This window comes from Metabacillus halosaccharovorans, assembly GCF_002019635.1.
Taxonomy (GTDB): Bacteria; Bacillota; Bacilli; order Bacillales; family Bacillaceae; genus Metabacillus; species Metabacillus halosaccharovorans.
In genome coordinates this window covers 1,814,525-1,837,853 of record NZ_KV917372.1, presented here as the reverse complement: position 1 = coordinate 1,837,853, position 23,329 = coordinate 1,814,525, and the positions used below count along the sequence as shown (strand labels likewise).

General features: G+C 35.5%; 15 protein-coding genes. 14 read left to right on the top strand and 1 reads right to left on the bottom strand.

Going from position 1 to position 23,329, the window contains the following annotated elements; translation table 11 throughout:
• Positions 1-60 precede the first annotated feature (60 nt).
• Positions 61-1,068 carry a LacI family DNA-binding transcriptional regulator gene (locus tag BK577_RS22925; protein ID WP_026560990.1) on the top strand — a complete coding sequence of 336 codons (1,008 nt, stop codon included), beginning with the start codon at positions 61-63 and terminating at the stop codon, positions 1,066-1,068.
• A gap of 245 nt (positions 1,069-1,313) precedes the next feature.
• A complete protein-coding gene (locus tag BK577_RS22920) occupies positions 1,314-2,204 on the top strand; it encodes an ROK family protein (protein WP_078435064.1) in 891 nt (296 codons plus the stop codon).
• A 263-nt stretch (positions 2,205-2,467) separates the two neighbouring features.
• Here the strand turns inward: BK577_RS22920 and melA are convergent, their stop codons facing one another.
• A complete protein-coding gene (melA, locus tag BK577_RS22915; RefSeq protein WP_026560988.1) occupies positions 2,468-3,796 on the bottom strand; it encodes an alpha-glucosidase/alpha-galactosidase in 1,329 nt (442 codons plus the stop codon).
• Between the two features lie 177 nt (positions 3,797-3,973).
• Between melA and BK577_RS22910 the strand changes: the two genes are divergently transcribed.
• The 12 genes from BK577_RS22910 to BK577_RS22855 all read left to right on the top strand — a co-directional run bounded on the left by BK577_RS22910 (position 3,974) and on the right by BK577_RS22855 (position 23,271).
• The gene (locus BK577_RS22910; RefSeq protein WP_245823566.1) at positions 3,974-4,912 is read left to right on the top strand and encodes an AraC family transcriptional regulator; all 939 of its coding nucleotides are present in this window, start codon (positions 3,974-3,976) and stop codon (positions 4,910-4,912) included.
• A 196-nt stretch (positions 4,913-5,108) separates the two neighbouring features.
• Positions 5,109-7,412: a helix-turn-helix domain-containing protein gene (locus tag BK577_RS22905; RefSeq protein ID WP_078435063.1), complete on the top strand. Its 2,304-nt coding sequence runs from the start codon at positions 5,109-5,111 to the stop codon at positions 7,410-7,412.
• 615 nt (positions 7,413-8,027) lie between these two features.
• The gene (locus BK577_RS22900) at positions 8,028-8,936 is read left to right on the top strand and encodes an ABC transporter permease (protein WP_425435981.1); all 909 of its coding nucleotides are present in this window, start codon (positions 8,028-8,030) and stop codon (positions 8,934-8,936) included.
• A gap of 17 nt (positions 8,937-8,953) precedes the next feature.
• The gene (locus BK577_RS22895) at positions 8,954-9,850 is read left to right on the top strand and encodes a carbohydrate ABC transporter permease (RefSeq protein WP_078435061.1); all 897 of its coding nucleotides are present in this window, start codon (positions 8,954-8,956) and stop codon (positions 9,848-9,850) included.
• A 100-nt stretch (positions 9,851-9,950) separates the two neighbouring features.
• Complete coding sequence (locus BK577_RS22890) at positions 9,951-11,576, top strand: extracellular solute-binding protein (RefSeq protein WP_078435379.1); 1,626 nt, start codon at positions 9,951-9,953, stop codon at positions 11,574-11,576.
• Between the two features lie 185 nt (positions 11,577-11,761).
• Complete coding sequence (locus tag BK577_RS22885) at positions 11,762-12,691, top strand: aldo/keto reductase (protein WP_078435378.1); 930 nt, start codon at positions 11,762-11,764, stop codon at positions 12,689-12,691.
• A 33-nt stretch (positions 12,692-12,724) separates the two neighbouring features.
• Positions 12,725-13,741, top strand: coding sequence for a zinc-binding alcohol dehydrogenase family protein (locus tag BK577_RS22880; RefSeq protein WP_078435060.1), 1,017 nt, complete (start codon positions 12,725-12,727; stop codon positions 13,739-13,741).
• Between the two features lie 28 nt (positions 13,742-13,769).
• Positions 13,770-14,600 carry an amidohydrolase family protein gene (locus tag BK577_RS22875; protein ID WP_078435377.1) on the top strand — a complete coding sequence of 277 codons (831 nt, stop codon included), beginning with the start codon at positions 13,770-13,772 and terminating at the stop codon, positions 14,598-14,600.
• Between the two features lie 29 nt (positions 14,601-14,629).
• On the top strand, positions 14,630-16,912 hold the full coding sequence (locus tag BK577_RS22870) for a glycoside hydrolase family 95 protein (protein ID WP_078435376.1): 2,283 nt from the start codon (positions 14,630-14,632) through the stop codon (positions 16,910-16,912).
• A gap of 182 nt (positions 16,913-17,094) precedes the next feature.
• Complete coding sequence (locus tag BK577_RS22865) at positions 17,095-19,515, top strand: glycoside hydrolase family 31 protein (protein WP_078435059.1); 2,421 nt, start codon at positions 17,095-17,097, stop codon at positions 19,513-19,515.
• A 132-nt stretch (positions 19,516-19,647) separates the two neighbouring features.
• On the top strand, positions 19,648-21,525 hold the full coding sequence (locus BK577_RS22860; protein WP_139367453.1) for a beta-L-arabinofuranosidase domain-containing protein: 1,878 nt from the start codon (positions 19,648-19,650) through the stop codon (positions 21,523-21,525).
• Between the two features lie 387 nt (positions 21,526-21,912).
• Positions 21,913-23,271, top strand: a complete 1,359-nt coding sequence (locus BK577_RS22855; RefSeq protein WP_078435057.1) for a VWA domain-containing protein — start codon at positions 21,913-21,915, stop codon at positions 23,269-23,271.
• Positions 23,272-23,329: the final 58 nt, after the last annotated feature.

The following is a 23,329-nucleotide window of genomic DNA, read 5'->3' as shown; positions in this document are numbered from 1 at the left end:
TATGTAATATGTAAGGATAATAAAAATTAAGGTATATTTAGTAGAAAGGGGGGAAGAAAAATGAAAAATAATGTGACGATGAGAGATATCGCCGACAAGCTGGGCGTAAGTAGTGTAACGGTATCGAAAGCGCTTAATGATAAAGAAGGTGTTGGTGAAGAGTTAAAACTAAAAATAAAGGCTCTTGCTGAACAAATGGGTTATAGATATAACGCTATGGCAAAATCGATGAAGGAAGGTTTGTCCTACAACATCGGAGTCATTATCCCAGAAAGATTTGCAGGAACTGAACAATCTTCATTTTATTTAAATGTATATAAAAGTATCACGAAGATTTTAGAAAACCAGGGGTATTATGGTATTTTAAACATTTTGAGTCATACTGATGAAAAACAACTTAATCTTCCCAGAATCTATAACGAAAATAAGGTTGATGGTTTCATTATATTAGGGCAGATTAGTAAAGCTTATATTCAAAAAATACAGGAGATCGATATTCCAAAAGTATTTCTTGATTTCTATGCTGAGCATGCAGATATTGATTCAGTTACAACTGATAACTTTTATGCAGCATATGAGTTAACAAATTATCTTTTCCGTAACGGTCATGAAGAGATTGCTTATGTTGGGAATCTGTATTCAACAAGCAGTATCCAAGATCGCTTTTTAGGATATTATAAATCCCTTCTTGAACACGGCATGGTGCTAAAACAGGAATTTATTATTAATGACAGGGATGAAGAAGGTACATATATAGATATTAAATTACCAGAGACCCTGCCAACTGCGTTTGTATGTAATTGTGACCAAGTTGCTCATAACTTGGTTCAGAAACTCAATAAAGAAGGCTATAAAGTACCTGAAGACTGTTCTGTTGTTGGTTTTGACAATGATATATATGCGACAATTACTGACCCTGCCTTAACAACAGTTGAAGTTGATATTGAACAAATGGCTACTAATTCTGTGAACTTTGTTCTTGAGAAATTAAAAGACAAAAATAAAACATTTGGTCGGGTACTAGTGAAAGGAAAAATAATATATAGAAATTCAGTTAAGAAACTTTAAAACAAGGTGTAACTTTTACCTTGTTTTTCTTTTTGGAATTTTTTAACCTTTATTCTTAGGTGATATAGTTTATTTATTGACAGGAAAACGTTGCCATAATACAATGTATTTTGTAAGCTTAACGATAACTTAAGTATTAAGTTAAAGTTAATGGGGTAATCTGCCCCCTTTTTCGAAGTCTTCAAAGAAATTTGTTGATATTGGCTTACTTGTTCAAATGCATTGATTATGGGAGGTCCAATAAAATGAATGTAAGAATAGGCATAGATTTAGGTGGTACCAATGTAAGAGTTGGTCTTGTTGATGAGCAATGGAATATCCTTAATCTCATTCAAGAACCAACAGAAGCTGAAAAAGGTCATAACTATACAATCGAGAAAATGAAAGCAATGATTGAGCAGATTAAGGACGGAAAAAGTATAAAAGGGATTGGAATCGGTGCTCCGGGTCCACTGGATTTTAAAAAAGGAATAATTTTAAGTCCGCCGAATCTTCCGGGATGGGATGAAATTCCTCTTGTTAAAATTTTCGAAGATCATTATAGTGTACCGGTTCATTTAAACAATGATGCAAATGTTGCCGGATTGGCAGAAGCTGTAGCGGGAAGTGGTGTCGGCAGTGAAAGTGTTTATTATATGACAGTAAGTACCGGTATAGGAGGTGCTTTCATTATAGATAAACAACTCTTTAATGGTGCAAATGGATACACAGGGGAAATTGGAAATATGATTATTGAACCTAATGGCTATAAACATAACAATTTAAATCAAGGTTCTTTTGAAGGACTTGCAAGCGGTACTTCTATTGGCAGAAGAGCATATGAACAGTTTGGTATAAAGGGTGGAGCAAAGAACGTTTTCTTTTTGGCAGAGCAGGGTGATCAACACGCACAAATAGTGATAGACGATACGGTGAATTATTTAGCAATGGGTATCGCAAATATTGCGCATGTAGTGAATCCTCAAATTTTTATTGTTGGTGGAGGAGTAATGGAATCAAAGCCGTTCATCTTGGCACCACTACAAGAAAAAGTAAAAGAATATGTGTATCCGCAACTAGCATCCTCTATTAAAATTGTTCCGACAACTCTTGGTGGACATGCAGGAGTAATAGGGGCTGCGATGCTTGTTAAATAAGAGTAGGAAATTATGAGACGCAGTTTAGATCAGACAAGATAGTTGAGATGGAGAATGAACAGATGACGCTTTTGTTTATAGTAGACATCTTACTGAATAACGCTGAGTTCAGATAGAGATCAAGTTCAACGCTATTTGTCTTCAAATCAACAGCAAATAAAATAGAAAGCTTCAATCCCTTGATAGAGAAAGAAAGGGATTGAAGTTTTTCTTGTTTTTAATCTGTTTTAGCTAGTCGTGTGAAAACTATGATCTCAACATTATTAGTATGAATTACTATATTGTTTACTGCTTTCAAAATTTGGAATCCAGTCACCATGTGCTTCAATTAGTTCATCACACATTGCAACAATCTTATCGATGGATAACTCAGCCGCTGTATGTGGATCTAGCATTGCAGCTTGATAAATATGTTCTCTTTTCTTTGTAACTGCTGCTTCGATTGTTAAAAGTTGTGTATTAATATTTGTTCGGTTTAGTGCTGCTAATTGTTCCGGAAGATCTCCTACATAGCATGGATTAATACCACTGCGGTCAGCAACGCAAGGGACTTCGACAACAGCGTTTTCAGGTAAATTACTAATTAAACGTCCCTTATTTAAGACATTACCACCAAATTTAAAAGGAATGTTTGTTTCGATAGCTTCAATGATGCGTGAACCATATTCATGTGAGCGAGTATGAGTGAGTTGAGCGTTGTTGACTACTTCATCACGCATTTTATTCCAACCTTCAATTTGGGCTATGCAACGTCTTGGATATTCATCAAGAGGGATGTTGAATTTATCAATTAATTCAGGCTCATTTTGTTTAATGAAATACGGATGATATTCTGCATTATGCTCAGAAGATTCTGTAACATAAAAGCCGAATTTATCCATTAATTCAAATCGTACCATATCATGATGTTTGGTTTTTTGTTTTTCTCTTGCACGTCTTTTAATTTCAGGGTATAAATCCTGACCATTACGCTTGATTTCCAGTAACCAAGCCATATGGTTTATACCTGCAATTTTTTCTTCAATTCCTTCATGATCCATTTCTAATGATTTAAGCAGATGTTCACTACAAATTTGTACGCTATGGCATAGGCCAACTGTCTTTACATTTGTGAAACGGAGCATTGCTCCAGTTAAAGCTGCCATCGGATTTGTATAATTTAAAAATAAGGCATCGGGACAAACTTCTTCAATATCCCTAGCGAAATCCATCATGACTGGAATAGTACGCAGTGATCGGAAAATCCCACCTATTCCAACTGTATCAGCAATCGTTTGACGGAGACCATATTTTTTGGGAATTTCAAAATCAATTACAGTGCTTGGTTTGTATCCCCCTACTTGGATAGCATTAATGATATATTTTGCTCCTCGCAATGCTTCTTTTCGATCAGAATACGCTTTTACTGTGATATTAGCTTTTAAACTATGTTTTAAATTATTCAACATATTTTCTGAGTCTTTTAGTCTTTGTTCGTCAATATCAAATAGTGCAAATTCAAAGCCCGATAATGCTGGAACAAACATACAATCACCAAGAACATTCTTTGCGAAAATTGTACTTCCTGCTCCTAAAAATGTTATTTTAGACATCTAGTAATCCTCCCGAAAGATGAAGAAAGAAAAGTTCACTAGTAAGACCAGGATAAAAATTGTCTTAAATTAATGAATGGTCTTTACTTCAACTATTTATTATTTGTAGCTATAATAATGATAAAACGGTTACATACTTACCTCAATGGTAAGTTAGTGCGATTGGAGGGTAAAATATTGTCTATTTCATTTGAAGAAAATAAAACCAATTATGGAGTTTACGGATTTCGTTTTTACGACACACTTCCAAATGATGTAGCAAATCTAAGAGTAGTTGGTAAGGAAGAAATAAAGCTAGGTGATACCTATAATTGGCATGGGTTAAATCGAAAAGATATTGACACATATGTGTTTCAATACACACTTTCTGGATTCGGCATGATTGAAATAAATGGAGGTCGTTATTCGGTAAAGCCAGGAGAAGCGTTTATTGTTGAGGTGCCCAGTAATCATCGTTACTATTTTCCTCAAGAAAGTGACAAATGGGAATTTATTTTTTTAACACTAGAGGGAAATGAAGCTTCTAAATGCTGGAAATATATCGAAGTGGAAAATGGTTCCATCTTAAAAGTTCCTCCTGATTCCAAATTAATTGAACTTTTATTCGAAATCTATCAAAATACGAAAGAACAAAAAATAACAGATGCTTATTATGCCTCTTCAAAAGCCTATCAATTTATTATGGAAATGTACCGTTTTGCAAGAAATATTGAAGAAGTTGAGAATTTTTCCATTCAAATTACCAAGGCACTTTCATTTATCCAATCTAATTATCATGAGCCAATTACTCTTGATGACATAGCAGATGCCGCAGGATATTCAAGATTTTACTTTATTAAACAATTTAAACGTAAACTCAAAATGCCACCTATGCAGTATCTAATGAAGATTCGAATACAAAAAGCAGTGGAGTTATTAAGATCAACAAACTCTAGTGTTTCTGATATTGCATGTAAGGTGGGTTTTTCAAATGCCAATTACTTCAACAAAGTATTTAGAAAAACAATCGGTGTTTCAGCTGGAGCTTTTCGGGAGAATAAGGATATTATCGGAATTGATCATTTAATTATAGATAATGCTGCTCCCTGTAATCTGACAACGAGGAATAATGATTAAGGGTAAGAGGGTCAAAACAATTTTTCTATTTATCCGTCTTGATAATGGAAAGAAATAGTCTTTAAATATTATTTTTATAAATAGAAAAACGTGATAAGATGAGAGTGTTCTAGCTTTTCACCGTGGAGTGGGAGGTTAATGACTCTTGTCTACGCATAAATGAAAGCGTTATCTTAAAGGGAGGGAGGCTTTGTACTTGAAAACGAAAATGCCTAAAATTTTTAGAAGATTCTTACTTTCTTATGTTATTATTCTTTTATTTCCACTTATTACCGGATTCATATCGTACCAAGTATCAATTGATGTGGCAAAGACCAGTTCTATTGATACGAGCAAATTAATTTTAAACAAAAGTAAGGATATTTTAGAGAGCAGGATCATGGAGATTGAAAGGTTTACAAGACAGATTGCTCTAGAGGATTTCAATCAACATTTAACGGCAAGAACAGAGCCTAATGCAATTGATATTTACAGCTTAAGAGAAACCTCACGTTTTGTTTCAAAATATACTCATTCGAACGATTTTTTAGAGGATTTTTATATCTATTTAAAAAATTATGATGCTGTATTAAAAGAAGGTGCCGTTTTTTTTAGAGTTGACCACTTCTATGAAACTTATCATTATAATGATCTCTCCTTCGACCAATGGAAAAAGACAATTTTGCATGGGAATTATCAAGGAGAAATTCTGCCACTTCGCTCATATACGAGTAACAATAAGGAGCTTTCTGTCATTACATATCTTCAATCTCTTCCTTTTAATAGTTTAAATCAACCATTAGGTACAGCAGTTTTGACAATTGACCAGAGGAAAATAAATATACTATTAGAAGGAATATCTAAGCAGTATGGTGGATGGGCCTTTATCACTGATAAAGAAGGAAATCCAATTACAATAATGGGAATTAAGGAAAAACAGGCTAAAGAAATTGTTAAAAAGTATACAAAAGATACAGACTCAATTAACAAAGTAATAGAAAATGAAACAATGTTATTATCTATACAGTCTGATCTTAATGGATGGAATTATGTTGCAGGGATACCTAAAGAAGGATTAATGGAAAAAGCGGAGGCTATCAAACATATAACCATGGTTGTTACATTAAGCACGCTTATTATTGGGATGTTGCTCTGTTTATTTCTTGCTTATCGTGATAGTTCACCAATTCATAACTTAATAGATGTGGTTAGAGAGCAAATTGGTCCGGATGCTACCAAACATAATAATGAGTTTGACTTTTTACACGGCAATATCTCGAATTTAATCTCTAATAATAAATTATTAAAAAGAGAAATAACGAACCATAAAGATATATTGAAGGATTCCTTTATAAAGAGTTTATTAAGCGGAGAATTTTACGATCAGGAAGGAATGATTGAAAGGGCGGAACAGTTAAATGTACTCTTTAGAGGAGAGTATGGATATGTATGTATTTTAAGAATAAATGGTTATGGTGATATGGAGAATAAAGAAATTCATAATGAGTTAAGTGCATCCCGTTTCCTTATTAAACGAACTATTAAGGAGCTTGAGCCATCCATTGTTATGACGGATTTAAATATAGATAAGATTGTTATAATCATAACTTGTAATAGTGCAAATAAAGTGAATGTCTCTGATGAATTATTAAATCTCTTAAATGAACTCAGTTCATCGGTAGCTAATTCTTATCGTATCTCAATATCAGCCTATGTAGGGAAAACATTTCAAAATTTTAAGGAAATAAATCGTTCTTATTATGAGGCAAAGCAGGCATTAGATTCCACCTTCTCCGAAATAAGTAAGAGTGAGATACTTTGGTATCAAGATATAGCAAGAGAAACAAGTATGTATTATTACCCGATGGATCTTGAACTTCGACTGATAAATGCGATGAAAACAGGGGAAGCATACGATATCAAACAAATCATGGCACAAATATTTCAAGAGAATTTTAGTAATAGAGAGCTATCACCAAAGATTGTGGAGCAATTAGTGGAAGAAATAAAATCCACGCTGATAAAGGGTTGTTACTCGGCTACTTCTCAAGGATCCGGGGATACGATCAAATTGGTGAACAGAGTTTTACAAGTTCATCTAAACCTTGGACTAAATCATGTTTGGAATGAATTTGAATTGATAGCTGATGAATATTGTAGCTTGGTGAATAAAAGAAAAAATGAATCAAATGATCAGGCTATTAAGTTAATTATTGAGTTTTTAGAAGACCATTATCATGATCCAGACTTATCATTATATCGAATATCGGAAAAGGTAGGTTTTCCTGAGAAATTTGTTTCCCAGCTTTTTAAAGAAAAACTTGGTGAATATGTATCAGATTATATTGAAAAAATACGCATTAATAAGGCCTCTGAGTTACTCCTTGGGACTGATATGACAATCGAAGAGATATCAAGTGAGGTTGGCTATAATTCTGCCCATTCATTTCGAAGAGCTTTCAAGAGGGTCTTACATGTCACACCGAAAGCTTATAGACAAGCAGCTCTTGGAGCACAATGAAAAGGCTCAACTCTACATTCAAATAAGTTTAATTTCTTCTTTGAACAAATAGATCACGTCTATTTGTTTTTTTGTTCTCCAAGGTTGGCGTTGCCTTGCATTAAACGTAAACTATTCGAGATCACTAGACAAAATGAAAGATAATAAACAGTGAGGTAAATGTGCTTTAAATCTTGATTTAACCTTGTGAAATATGTAGTACACACAAGATGTACTGATAAAAATCATTTGTACCTTGACGGTTTTATGTATTATTCAAGCAATTTTTCAAGTAGATTGTTTGATGTAATTTGATTTAGAAAATAAGAATTTTGAATCTCGAGAAAATACGTTAAAAGAAGGTAAGAAAAGCCTTTTATTGTGAAGTGCCATATAGTTTCGAGAGCTTTTTGAAAATGTTTTTTAGGTGTGCATTAATATCAATTTATCCTTGATTGTCCTAGTGCTATTCAATTGTACCTATGAAGTAGATCTCGCTCATGTTACATTCGTATCAACTTAATAGTTCTCAACTATTGGTAGCGTTTACAAAATAGGATTGGAGTGGTTGAATTGAAAGTCGAGATAGCAAATAAGACTTTACCTAACTCGAATGTAGTACAGGTTAAGTCAACAATTTTGGCTAATGCCAAAAAGTCAATAAAGAGGCATTGGCAACTTTATCTACTTGTTATTCCACCAGTTTTATATTTTCTTATTTTTAAGTATATCCCAATGCTAAATTCAGTCATTGCTTTTAAAGATTATAGTGTAGTGAAAGGAATATGGGGAAGTGAATGGGTTGGATTTAAGCACTTTGAGATGTTTTTTAACAATCCACAATTTTGGGTGTTAATAAAAAATACGTTTTATCTTAGTTTATATGCGTTAGCAGTAGGGTTTCCGATCCCGATTATATTGGCCCTATGTTTAAATGAAATAAAAAATGGAGTATTTAAAAAGACGGTTCAAATGGTCACATATGCACCATATTTCATTTCAACTGTTATCATTGTTTCCATGTTAACATTAATGTTTTCTCCTAGGCTTGGAATAATAAATCAATTATTTACAGTATTAAATCTTGAATCAATTGACTTTCTTGGTATGCCTGGCATGTTTAGAGACATCTATGTTTGGTCGGATGTATGGCAGCATGCAGGTTATTCAGCCATTATTTATTTGGCAGCGCTCTCAGGTGTTGATCCATCCCAATATGAAGCTGCGAGGGTTGATGGGGCGACTAGACTTCAAAAAATCATCTATATTGATATACCGAGCATTATGCCTGTTGCAACTATTATTCTCATTCTTAGTGTGGGGAACATTATGGCACTAGGGTTTGAAAAAGTCTTTTTATTACAAAACCCTCTTAATTTATCTACATCTGAAGTTATTTCAACATATGTTTATAAAATTGGTTTGTTAAATGCCAACTTTAGCTTTGCAACAGCTGTGGGTCTGTTCAATTCAGTGATTAATTTAATCTTACTTGTTGTTGTTAATGCAACTTCGAAGAAAATTTCTAAAAATGGTTTGTGGTAATAAGGGGGGACAAGATAATGTTTGGTCGTAAAAATAAAATAAAAGAATCTATTTCTGATCGAATTTTTCTAACAGGAGTTTACCTTTTTCTATCCATTTTATTAGTGGTGGTTCTTTATCCACTTATTTATATTGTTAGTGCATCAATAAGCAGTCCTCAAGCCGTTTCATCTGGAAAAGTGTGGTTATGGCCGGTTGACCTGTCGTTTAAAGGGTATGAAGTTTTATTTAGTAATGCCCAAATCTTAACTGGCTATATGAACTCACTGTTTTATACTGTGTTTGGTACTTTAATTAGTGTGACATTGACGGTGTTGATTGCCTATCCTCTTTCGAGAAGGACATTCTTTGGTCGAAATTTTCTCATGTTTTTCATTGTATTCACAATGCTATTTTATGGCGGGTTGATTCCAACTTATCTTGTCGTGCAATCGTTAGGGATGGTTGATACAAGATGGGCGCTTTTGATTCCTAACGCTATAGCTGTTTGGCAGGTTATTATTGCACGTACATTCTTTCAAACTTCCATACCGGATGAATTAGTAGAAGCAAGTGAAATGGATGGATGTAGTGATTTACGTTTCCTTTGGTCTGTTGTCCTACCATTGGCCAAGCCCATTATAGCCGTTCTAGTTTTAATGTATGCAGTTGGTCAGTGGAACGCATACTTTGATGCCTTGATTTATTTAAAGAATCCGGATCTGCATCCTCTTCAGTTGGTACTTAGAAATATTATTATCTTGAATACTGGCACAGGTGGAATAGAAGCATCTGAAATGATGGAAAGACAGCAGCTGGCTGATTTAATGAAATACTCCTTAATTGTTGCTGCGAGTTTACCTGTTATGCTCATTTATCCATTTGTTCAGCGTCATTTTGTTAAAGGTATGATGATTGGTTCAGTTAAAGGATAATGCATGTTAATTGTTCATGTTGAAGGGGGTGGTGTGGAGTAAACATATGTATTCAGTTTTTGATATTGTCAATCAATTTAATGAAAAGGGGAAGGTCACAATGAAAAAGACGATGCTATACTTTTTATCATTTTTACTTATTGTAAGTCTTGCTTTAGTTGGTTGTAGTTCAAAAGAAAAAACAGAAGTGTCTCAACAAGATGGTCCTCTTAAGATTAAGGTTTTTGGACCACAAAATGCTGAAACAGATTTAGAAACAAACTCCTTCACTACATTTGTTGAAGAGAAATTTAATATTGATTTAGAGTGGCAAGTAACCACTTATGATGCAACTTCTGCAAGTGAAGTAAGAAATATAGCACTAGCGAGTGGAGATTACCCTGAAGTCTTTTTCTTAGTTCCATGGGTGGATCAGTTTTCTCAAACAGACTTATTACGTTATGGAAAACAAGGTGTAGCCCTTCCATTAAATGATTTAATTGATGAGTATGCTCCAAACATTAAAGAAGTGTTAGATAACCATCCTTATTATGCATCAATGGTCACGGCACCTGACGGAAATATATATGGATTGCCACATTTAAATGAGTGTTTTCATTGTTCGTATGGAAACAAATTTTGGATCAATACGGACTGGCTTGAAAAGTTAAAACTAGATATGCCAACAACAACTGAAGAATTAAAAGATGTCTTAACAGCATTTAAAACTCAAGATCCTAACGGAAATGGAAAACAGGATGAAGTTCCAATGAGTGGTTCTCCAGCACTTATAGAATCGTCTATTATTCCATATTTAATGAATGGCTTTATTTATGATGATTCTAGATCAAGGTTGCTTTTGGAAAATGGAAAAGTTGATTTAGCAGCAAATAAAGATGAATGGAAGGAAGGCTTAGCCTATATAAAGTCCTTATATGAAGAAGGGTTAATTGATAAAGGTGCCTTTTCACAGAATATTGAAGCACACCAGAAATTAGGTAATAATGCAGATATTCAAATTGTTGGAGCATCAACAGCGATGCACCCTGGAATGTTTGTAACAAATTTCGAATATGATATAGATTACGATGCATTGGCTCCACTTAAAGGACCAAATACTGAATATGCAACATATAACTTCCCGAGTACTCCTGGAGGAGCATTTGTTTTAACAAATAAAGCAAGTGAAGAAGCTCAGATTGCTGCTATTAAGTTAGTAGACTATATGTTTACAGACGAAGGACGAATTCTCAGTCATCATGGTGAAAAAGATGTAAGCTGGAGGGAACCTAAAGAAGGAGAAATCGCAATTGAAGAAGGGGTAGAACCTAATTTAGCACTAATACCTTTAAAAGAAGATGAAAAACCACGTAACGATAATTGGGGGGCACAATCACAATATTATCATTCCGGAGAATTTAGAGATGGATTAGTCCAAGCGACTGATATTTATACAGCAGAAGGGTATGAGCGCAGATTGCAGGAAGCAACACATTTATATGAAGGAAAAGAGCCTTCTGAGGTTTTCCCACACTGGGCCATTTGGATTGACCCGGCTGTAGCAGATGAAGCTGCGATGATTCAGACCAATATTGTTGATTATATTGAGCAGAATTCACTTCAATTTATTACAGGTACAAAAGATTTAGATAAAGAGTGGGATTCATACGTGAAAGGATTTGAACAATTAAATCTAAAACGTTATCTAGAGATTATGCAAGAAGCTTATGACACTTCCAGTTTATAGAAAATTCCAATTTATTTAACTGAACAACTGAATAAAAAGCCGATGAAGGTCTCTTCATCGGTTCTAATTTTTTTATGATTATTTATGAGATATACAACATAGAAGGTATTCAATGATATGTGATACATAGGTGAGGGTCCCTTGTGTCAAAGCAATGTGAAAATCAACTTTTTTGGGAGGGGCATATGAAATATAGAAAACTTGGAAAGACAGGGCTGGACGTTCCTGTTCTTAGTTATGGAGCTTCATCATTAGGTTCTGTGTTTAGAAATATTGATGAGGAAGAGGGAATAAAAACAGTTCATACAGCGGTCGAATATGGAATGAATTTAATTGATGTTTCACCTTATTATGGGTTAACGAAGGCAGAAACTGTACTTGGAAAAGCACTGAAGGATATTCCGAGAGAGAAGTTCATTCTTTCCACAAAAACAGGAAGATATGGAGAGCATGAATTTGATTTTTCAAAGAATAAAGTAGTGACAAGTGTAGAAGAAAGTCTAAATAGGTTACAGACAGATTATGTAGATATTTTGCTTTTGCATGACATCGAATTTGCTTCTTATGAACAGATCGTAGAGGAGTCAATCCCTGCTCTTAAACAACTAAAAAAAGAGGGGAAAATTCGATTTTTTGGTGTTTCGGGTTTACCGCTATCCATATTTGAAAAAGTACTTAACGAAACCGATCTAGATGTTATTCTTTCCTATTGTCATTACTCATTGAATGACAATTCTCTATTAGATATAGTCCCTCTTTTAGAAAAAAATCAGGTCGGTTTAATGAACGCATCCCCACTATCGATGGGACTACTTAGCAATCGATCGGTACCGGAATGGCATCCGGCATCACAAGAAATAAAAGATGTATGCAGCAAAGCAGCTCAATTTTGTAAACAACATGGCGAAGACATTTCAAAGCTTGCTATTCAATACTCGGTAGCGAATGAAAAAGTTCCAACAACTTTAGTGAGTACAGCGAGTGTTGAGAATGTTAAAAAGAATATCGAATGGGCAAATCATCCGATTGATTTAGAGTTTCTAAAAGAGGTTCTTGCTATTCTTGTACCGATCCACAATAAGACATGGTCTAGTGGAAGAAGTGAGGATTGGTAATCCTTTTTATAGTCCATTCTGGGAGGAAATAAAATGAAAGCTATTGTTTGTGAAAATCCAAATGACCTAAAGATGATCGAAATGGCAAAGCCTCCTTTAAAAAGAGGAGAGGCGTTGGTAGCTATTAAGCGGGTTGGGGTATGTGGAACTGATATCCATGCATATAAAGGAAATCAGCCATTTTTTACGTATCCCCGAATTTTAGGCCATGAATTGTCAGGGATCATTGAAGAAGTTGAAAAAAATGATAGTGGTCTGAAAAAAGGTGATCATGTTGCGGTTATCCCATATATGCATTGCGGAAAATGTGTTGCATGTGCAGCAGGGAAAACGAACTGCTGTACAGATTTAAATGTTATCGGTGTTCATATAGATGGAGGAATGTGTGAAACCTTATCTGTACCGGTGTCTCACTTGATAAGGATAAATGGAATTTCACTTGATGAAGCTGCAATGTTAGAGCCAATGTCGATCGGCGCTCATGCTGTTAGGCGATCATTTCTAAAAGAAGGTGACAATGTCTTAGTCATCGGTGCGGGACCAATAGGTCTTGGAGTTATGGCCTTTGCAAAATATAGAGGAGCTCGTGTCATCGCTATGGATATAAATGAAGAACGGCTTTCTTTTTGTCAAAACTGGGCGAAAGTGGATGAAACAGTATGCGTAAGAAATCAACCACTCCAAAAAATCAAAGACATGACAAATGGTAACCTACCAAATATTGTATTCGATGCAACAGGTAACATCCAATCTATGAATCAGTCATTTCAATACGCAGCACATGGAGGAACAATCGTGTTTGTTGGATTGGCAAAGGGTGACATCATGTTTCATGACCCTGATTTTCATAAGAAAGAGCTAATATTAATGGGAAGTCGGAATGCAACGAAGGAAGATTTCCAAGAAGTAATTGAAGCTGTAAAATCATCAAGCATTATCTTAAAGGACTTAATTACACATCGTTGTTCATTTAATGAAATAGCAAAAGAATTCGATCATTTGCTAGCTCCTGAGGCAAAAGTTATAAAGGCAGTTATTGAATATGAATAATAAGTAAAAGTGAGGTATCTTTTAAGTGATGAAAATTGATGCACATCACCATTTTTGGCTTTATAACGAAAAGGAATTCGGTTGGATAAATGATGATATGTCTGAACTAAAGAGAGATTTTTTACCAAAGAACTTGAAGGGGCTTTTAAAATCTATTCATTTTGATGGTTCGATCGTTGTTCAAGCTAGACAAAGCTTAGAAGAGACAAGATGGCTTTTAGAATTAGCTCAAAAATATGATTTTATCAAGGGAATTGTAGGATGGGTTGACCTTTGTTCACCTGATGTAAAAATACAACTAAATCAATTTGCGAACAATCCCTATTTAAAAGGAGTTCGTCATGTGATCCATGATGAAGCTAATGATCAATTTATGCTAAGCGAAGAATTTCAACGAGGCATCAGTGTGCTTAAGGATTTTAGCTTAACGTATGATCTTTTACTTTTTCCAAAGCATATTCCTTATGCACTCCAACTTGTAGAAAAATTTCCGGAACAGTTATTTGTTTTAGATCATATTGGAAAACCAGATATAAAAAATAAAGAGATTTCATTTTGGAAAGAAAATCTTACGAAACTTGCAGAATACAAAAATGTTTATGTGAAAGTATCTGGAATGGTGACAGAGGCAGATTGGAAGAATTGGAGAAAAGAGGATTTTAAAGCCTATCTTGATATTGTATTTAACGCATTTGGTCCGGAAAGAGTCATGATAGGATCTGATTGGCCGGTATGCACAGTAAGTGAATCCTATGAATCGGTTATGGGAATTGTATTAGATTATGTGAAACAATACGCTTCTAGTTACGAGAGTCAAATATTAGGTGAAAACTGTTCTCGATTTTATTCATTAAAATAGTAAGGGGGAAACCATTTTTGAACAACAATATGATTTTATTTAATAAGTCAGCAAAAACATGGAATGAGGCATTGCCTATTGGGAATGGTCGATTAGGTGCCATGATTTTTGGCAAAACTTCAGTAGAACAAATTCAGTTAAATGAAGAGTCAATCTGGTATGGAGGATTTAGAGATAGAAACAATCCTGATGCATTGGAAAACCTACCAAAAATTAGAGCATTACTTAAGGAAGGAAGATTAAGTGAAGCTGAAAAATTAGCAAAGTATGCTTTATCAGGAACACCTGAAACCCAAAGACATTATATGACCCTAGGTGATTTGTTTCTTCATTTTGGTCATGAAGGAATCGAAGAATATACAAGGAAGCTAGATTTAGAAAAAGCGATGGTATCGGTTGATTACTCTGTGAATCAAACCAGCTATAAAAGAGAAATTTTCTCCAGCTACCCCGATCAAGTAACAGTAATTCGTGTTACATCAAGTGAAAAAGGATCGATTTCATTTACTGCTAGGCTTTCCAGAGAACAGAATCGATATGTTGAGAGTTTATCTTCAAAAAGAAATAATAGTATAGTCATGAAAGGGAATTGTGGGGGGAACGGTGGATCTGATTTTTCTGTTGTGTTATCTGCCTTTGCAGAGGGAGGAACGGTGGAAACGATTGGAGAGCATCTAATTGTAAGTGAGGCTGATACAGTCTTATTATTATTAGCAGCTGAATCGACCTTTCGGCATGCTGATCCAGAAGAAGAATGCTTTAAAAAGATTGATCAAGCAGCGATGAAATCTTATGAACAAATGAAGCAACGTCATATTGAGGATTATTCAGCTTATTTTAAACGAATGGATATTAGTTTGAATGAGGAATTAAATGAAGAAATCCTCCAATTGCCAATAGATGAAAGGCTCAACAGGGTCAAAAACGGTTTAGAAGATCATAAGTTGATCGAGTTATATTTTCAGTTTGGTCGTTATTTACTTATTTCCAGTAGTAGGCCTGGTACACTCCCGGCAAATTTACAGGGTATTTGGAATGACCAAATGAGGCCACCTTGGGATAGTAAATATACGACAAATATTAATGTGCAAATGAACTATTGGCCTGCAGAGGTATGTAATCTATCAGAATGTCATGAACCATTATTTGATTTAATTGAACGAATGCGTGTTAATGGTAGACATACAGCAAAGGTCATGTATGGATGCAGAGGATTTGTAGCACACCATAATACAGATATTTGGGGAGATACGGCTCCACAGGATATTTACCCTCCTTCAACCTATTGGCAAACGGGTGCAGCATGGCTTTGCCTACATCTATGGGAACATTATCAATTTACATTTGACAAAGATTTTCTTGCTAAAAGCTATGAGACTATGAAAGAGTCAGCAGAATTCTTTTTAGACTTTTTAGTAGAAACGGAAGAAGGATATCTGGTTACAAGCCCATCTGTTTCACCGGAAAATACCTATATTCTTCCTAATGGTCAAAAAGGAACATTGTGTATTGGACCATCAATGGACAGCCAGATCCTGAATGAATTATTTCTTGCATGTATTGAGGCAAGTGAAATTCTAGAAAAGGACGAAGAGTTTAGAGAACAATTAGCTGAGGTTTTAACGCATTTACCAGAAACGAAAATAGGTAAATATGGACAAATCCAGGAATGGATGGAGGATTATGAGGAAGCAGAACCAGGTCATCGACATATTTCACATTTATTTGCCCTCCATCCAGGGAAACAAATTACCGTTTCTGAAACCCCAGAGCTGGCACATGCAGCCAGAACAACTTTAGAAAGAAGGCTTGCAAATGGTGGGGGGCATACGGGATGGAGTCGTGCTTGGATTATAAACATGTGGGCAAGACTTTGGGACGGTGAACTTGCCTATACAAATATCATAGAAATGCTGAAGCACTCGACTCTTCCGAACCTTTTAGACAACCATCCACCTTTTCAAATCGACGGGAATTTTGGAGGTACTGCTGGAATTGCTGAAATGCTCTTACAAAGCCATACTGGAATACTACAGTTCCTACCTGCCCTCCCTGAAAAGTGGAACAAAGGCTTTGTTAAGGGAATAAAAGCGCGAGGCGGATTTGAAGTAGATTTATTTTGGGAGAATGGTTCAATAGAAAAGGCTGTCATTCATTCCTTAAGTGGAAATGAATGCAAACTAAACTTGAAAGGGACATATACGTTAACTGATACAAATGGTGAGAATGTTAATGTGTTACATGAAGATGATGGGTTAATTTGTTTTTCTACGGAAAGAGATGGTTCATATACTCTGTACGTTAAACAATAGCTTGTGTTAAGGAAGAAATGAAAGCGGAAACAATATTTGTTTGAGAGTTTTGAAGGTACGAGTGGGGAGTTACTTCCTTTATGAAAAAGACAATAAAAGTGAGCCTGGGTTCTATTCCCAGGTTTCAAATTTTTTTCTCTGTTATTCTGTACAAGATAAATTGATAAAGGAAGGTATGTATCATGCAAGTAGTGAATTATAAGTGCAATGTAGATCATTTATTAATTGAAAGTACAAATGGAAGGATAAAAATCACTCCATATACGAATTCAATTATTCGTATCCGTTATACAGTAGAGAAAGAGATTGCTATAAAAGAAAGCCTCATCGTAGAAAAAAATGCACAGGAACCTGTTCTATTTTCAGTGCAGGAAACAGACAATGTTGTCAAGTTTTCAACAAGCGATGTACAAATTGAAATCAATAAACAAACGTGTGCTTTTACTTATACCGATTCTTCAGGTCAGGTTTTAACAAAGGAACCGGAACGTGGTGGAAAAACACTTGTCCCTATTGAAGTGGTTAAATCTGTTTTTGATGAAAATACAGAGATTCAGAATTCACAAAATGTTGATGGTGCTCGTGCTAAAGCCCTTCCAGAAAAACATATCATTGATCGAACCGCTTATCATACTAAACTCGAATTTGAATGGGCAGATGATGAAGCTATCTATGGTCTTGGTTCCCACGAGGAAGGTATTTTAAATTTAAGAGGCACTTATCAATATCTATATCAGCAAAACATGAAAGCGGTGGTACCTGTTTTGGTCTCTACTAAAGGGTACGGAATCCTTGTAGACAGCTATTCATTGATGACATTCCATGATGATATTCACGGATCATATATATGGACAGATATAGATAGTGAAATGGATTTTTACTTTATTTATGGACCTCAGTTTGATGAAATTGTAAAAGGTTATCGTCATCTCACAGGAAAAGCACCACTATTACCGAAATGGGCTTTTGGTTATGTGCAGTCCAAAGAGAGGTACAAATCACAAGAAGAGTTAATTTCGACGATAAAAGAGTTCAGAAAACGCGAAATTCCTCTTGATACAATTGTACTTGATTGGATGTCATGGACTGGAGAGCTTTGGGGGCAAAAATCCTTTGACCCTGAACGTTTTCCAAACCCAACAAAAATGATGGATGATATTCATGAGTTGAATGCAAAACTGATGGTTTCTATTTGGCCAATTATGAATAATGATGGGCCAAATCATGTGGAAATGAAGCAAAAAGGGTATCTTCTTGGGAATCAAGCAACATATGATGCATTTCGTCAAGAAGCGCGTGATCTATATTGGAAACAGGCAAATGATGGATTGTTCTCACATGGCATTGATGCATGGTGGTGCGATTGTACAGAACCATTCGAAGCAGATTGGGGAGGGCAAGTAAAACCTGAACCAGAAGAAAGGCTTCGGATTAACACGGAAGAATCAAAAAAATATTTGGATCCTGGTTTTATTAATGCCTATTCGCTTCTTCATTCGAAGGGTATCTATGAAGGACAACGGAGTACAACAGAAACGAAGCGAGTTGTTAACTTAACTAGGTCCGCTTTTGCTGGCCAGCATAAGTATGGAACGATTACTTGGTCTGGAGATATTGCTGCCAATTGGGAAACAATGCGAAATCAGATTGCCGATGGATTAAATTTCTGTGTAACCGGGAATCCCTACTGGACAGTGGATATCGGTGCTTTTTTTGTTGCGAAGAAAGATCAATGGTTTTGGAATGGAGATTTTCAAGAAGGCTGTGAAGATTTAGGGTATCGTGAGCTTTATGTGAGATGGTTGCAATATGGCACATTTTTACCAATGTTCCGAAGCCATGGGACAGATACACCAAGAGAGGTGTGGAGATTTGGTGAGCCTGGTACGGTGTTCTATGACACGATTGTGAAATTTATTAAGCTGCGTTATCGCTTGTTACCATATATTTATTCAATAGCTGGCTGGGTCACTCATCAGGATTATACAATGATGCGAACGTTAGCATTTGACTTTATCCATGACCAGAAAACCTATGACATTAAAGACCAATATATGTTTGGGCCTGCTTTCTTAGTAAATCCTGTTACAGATCCAATGTATTACGAAAGCGGATCAATTAAAATTGAAAATGCAACGATGAAACGCCATATATATTTACCTTCCGGAACAGATTGGTATGACTTCTGGACAGATCAACGAATGTCTGGCGGTCAACAAATTGAGGCATCTGCTGAGCTTGAAACAATGCCTTTGTATGTACGTGCCGGATCTATTGTACCTATGGGTCCCAATATTCAATACAGCTCCGAAGAGTTAACAGAACCTTTAGAATTAAAGGTTTATAAAGGGCAAGATGGAAGTTTTGTGCTATACGAAGATGAAGGGGACAATTACAGCTATGAGCAGGGGGAGTTTTCCACCATACCTATACGCTGGGAAGAAGATGAAAATCGCCTAGTAATAGAAAAACGTTGTGGTTCTTTTCAAGGGATGAAGAGCTCTAGAGAATTGTTGTTTACATTAGTTAATAGCTCAGGTCCTACTTACACTCAACAAAAGGTTGTTTACAATGGGGAGCCAATGTTCATTCATTTTAGTTAAATGATCTTAGTTTTTATAGTTGAACTTGTACGTTCTTTATTGCATATATGAGTTGTTAAAAATAGAAGATTAAAGTAGGATTCTTCGGTTCAATAAATGTAGTAGATGCTAAAGGTGTTGGAGTGATAGATGATGTTAGTGAATTTTAAAGAGTTTCAACAGGGTTCAATAAAGTTAATTGATAGCCCTTTTTTGGACCGTTTTAATTTGAATGCTTCATATCTTAAAAGTTTAACAACGGAAAACTTACTACGAAATTTTTATCTTCAAGCGGGTTTATGGAGTTACAGTGGAAGCGCTAGTACTTCTTTTGATAGTGACGATGAAGAAAAAGGACCGGAAACATGGCATTGGGGTTGGGAGTCTCCAACTTGTGAGCTGCGCGGTCACTTTTTAGGACATTGGCTTTCAGCTTCAGCATATGTTTATGGACAAACGGGTGATCAAGAGCTTAGAGCTAAAACGTTATTTATCGTTCAGGAGCTTGCGAGATGTCAGCAAGCAAACGGCGGAGAATGGGTAGCGGCAATTCCAGAGAGTTATATGGAGAGGATATTGGAAGGGAGACAAGTATGGGCGCCACATTATACCATCCATAAAATATTTATGGGATTACATGATGTGTACAGAATGATGAAAATAGATGAAGCCTTACACATATCAGACCGTTTCTCAAAGTGGTTTTATAATTGGACTACATTTTTCACAAGAGAAAAACTGGATATGATTTTAGATTATGAGACAGGAGGAATGCTTGAAGCGTGGGTGGATTTATATGATTTTACTGGAAAGCCTGAACATCTTGAATTAATCAAACGGTATGATCGCCCAAGATTTTTTGATGCACTTCTTGAAGATAAGGATGTTCTTACAAATAAACATGCAAACACGCAAGTAGCGGAAATATTAGGAGCTGCTCGTGCTTGGGAGGTAACTGGAGAAATACGCTGGCGTAACATTGTTGAGGCTTTTTGGGAGGAGGCAGTGGTGAAGAGGGGAACATATTGTACAGGTGGAGTTTCTTGTGGTGAAGTATGGACACCCCCTCAAAATCTAACTGCAAGATTAGGCTTAGCACAGGAACATTGTGTTATTTACAATATGATGCGTCTTTCCCAATTTTTATACCGTTGGACCGGAGATGTAAAGTATGCTGACTTCTGGGAAAAAAACTTATATAACGGGATCATGTCGCAACAGAACAAGAAGACGGGGATGGTTTCATATTTTTTAGATATGGGACCTGGAAGCAAAAAGAACTGGGGAAGTTCCACGAAGCATTTTTGGTGCTGTCATGGAACACTTGTTCAAGCCCAAGCATCATATGATCAATGTATTTTTCAAAGGCAAGTAAATGGAATAACGATCAGCCAATTTATTCCTTCACGAACTAGTTTTAAGTATGGGGAAACAAATGTAAAACTAGAATTACGTAATAGTACTCAAGATGGAGCTGGTCCTATTCGAACATTTCATAAAAGTGGGCTTGAGCAAATTCAATTTGTACATGTACCGCAAATTCCAAGTGATCGACCTGATAGGTATTTGCATGTAATTCATATAGAGTGCGATACACAAGTTGAATTTGAGATGAAAATTCGTATTCCTTGGTGGGTGAAAGGGGAACCCACTGTGAAAATTAATGGGGAAAAAGTAGAGTATATGATCGAATCTTCATTTATTCTTTTGAAAGAAATATGGAAACATGATCAGGTCACACTGGAATTTCCAAAACAACTTTCTGCCTCTTTACTGCCAGGTTCACAAAATATGGTAGCGTTAATGGATGGACCACTTGTTTTAGCAGGTCTAGTTGAAGAGGAGAGGGAAATTGTAGGAGATTATAAAAAACCAGATACTTTCTTAACTTCTCATAACGAAAGACACCATAGTTTTTGGAATGATGGAACATATAAAACTAAAAATCAGTCGGTAAACTTTAAATTTATTCCGTTAGCAGATGTGACAGATGAGAGGTATACACTTTATTTCCCAATTCAAAAATCGTAATCTTTGTCATATATTGAGAAGGGAAGAAAGAGTAAATTAGTCTGAAAATGATTTGGAAATTACTATAGATCACGTTAGTAGTGATAAGCCTGTTGTATTCAAGTTATTGATTGATTAGTTTTAGCCTTGTATTAAGTGGAAGTATGATGTACTGGGGAATTAGACCTATTTTTTGAAGGAAAATGTATTCTTCGTAAAAGTTGTTGTTTCATCAACATTTACGGAGATTTTTTTAACTCTTTTTTCACACTTAGACCTAGAGCTAATGATCTAAAAATTACAACATAATACTTTTCTCCCTTTTTCATTAATATGGGAAAAATTCACTTGAAAATAAAGTAATATGAAATCATTGTTATTTTTGTAACAAGAAGGAGGAGAGAGAAAATGAAGAGGCTTTTAATGGGGATAGCAATGCTCATGATCATGCTGTCAGCTTGTTCTTCAGATGAAGTTCAACCGGCACAAACAGATGCTGAACCAAAGGAAACTGAAAAAGAAAACTCATATACACCTAAGGAAGCAAGCTACTATGAGATTAAAGAAATTGATCGGGAGTTAACCGACATAGAAAAGGAAATGCTGCGCCACCCCGGGATTTTTAGTGGTGAACAATATGATGAAGAAAAAGTGAAAGAAGCACTTGACCAATTACCTGATGATCTCACAGAAGAGCAGTATATGGAGGAGCTCTTATATTTATTTACTGAGGATTATCATGAAGAAATGCAGACACTGCTTCAATTTGATTCGAGTGTGGAGGTATCGATTAATCGTCCGGATGAAACAGTGGATACTCCTACTTTAAAAACAGCTCACTATGCTATTTTAATAGATGCAAGTGGAAGTATGGCAGCAAAAGCAGGAAGTAAAACGAGAATGGATGCTGCAAAGGATGCGGTTATGGAATTTGCGAAACAAGTACCAGAGAATGCAACTATTTCGTTACGTGTATACGGTCATAAAGGATCAAATAGTGATGCTGATAAAAAAATATCTTGTAGTAGTACTGAAAACTTATATAATGAAAGTTTTGATGAAAAAACATTCCAACAAGCATTGGGTCAGGTAAAGCCTGTAGGGTGGACACCTATTGCTCTTGGTTTGCAAGCTGTAAAGGACGATATCCCTGAAAATACAGATAATGTTGTTGTATACGTTGTAAGTGATGGAATTGAAACTTGTGATGGTGAACCTGTCAAAGAAGCTGAGAATTTAGTTTCAGCAGATATTCAAACAGTTGTGAATATTATTGGGTTTGATGTCGACAATGAAGGCCAAACTCTTTTAAAGGAAGTAGCAAACGCGGGTAATGGTGAGTTTACATATGTAAATTCAGAGAAGGAATTAAATGATTATATGCGAGCTCAATATGAAGAAATTCAACAACAATGGACTGAGTGGAAAGAAGCTGGAAAAGAACAAGCATTCAATTTAAAGGAAGAAAAAAAGGAGCTTGCTCAAAATACAAAAGAAAGCATGAAAGAAAAAAGCAATCGTGAGAAAGAGCGCATGAAGGAAGCACAAGCATACTTGAAGGAGAGATTTGATGATTATGATCACCCAGCATCAAAAATGTTCTCTGCAATAATAGATTACGAAAATAAAAAATGGCGTTATTCAGTCGATACGGGGAATCTGCTTTATAGAGAAAGTGTTGATAGTGGTAATGAGGAATACCGTGAATATGTGGACGAAGGAAATGAAAAAATAAATGAAGCGATTGAGAAGAAGAATGGGAATTAATATAGTGATAGTAGTTTATAATGAAAGTGAAATCTGAATACAGACGATTGCTCTCGGA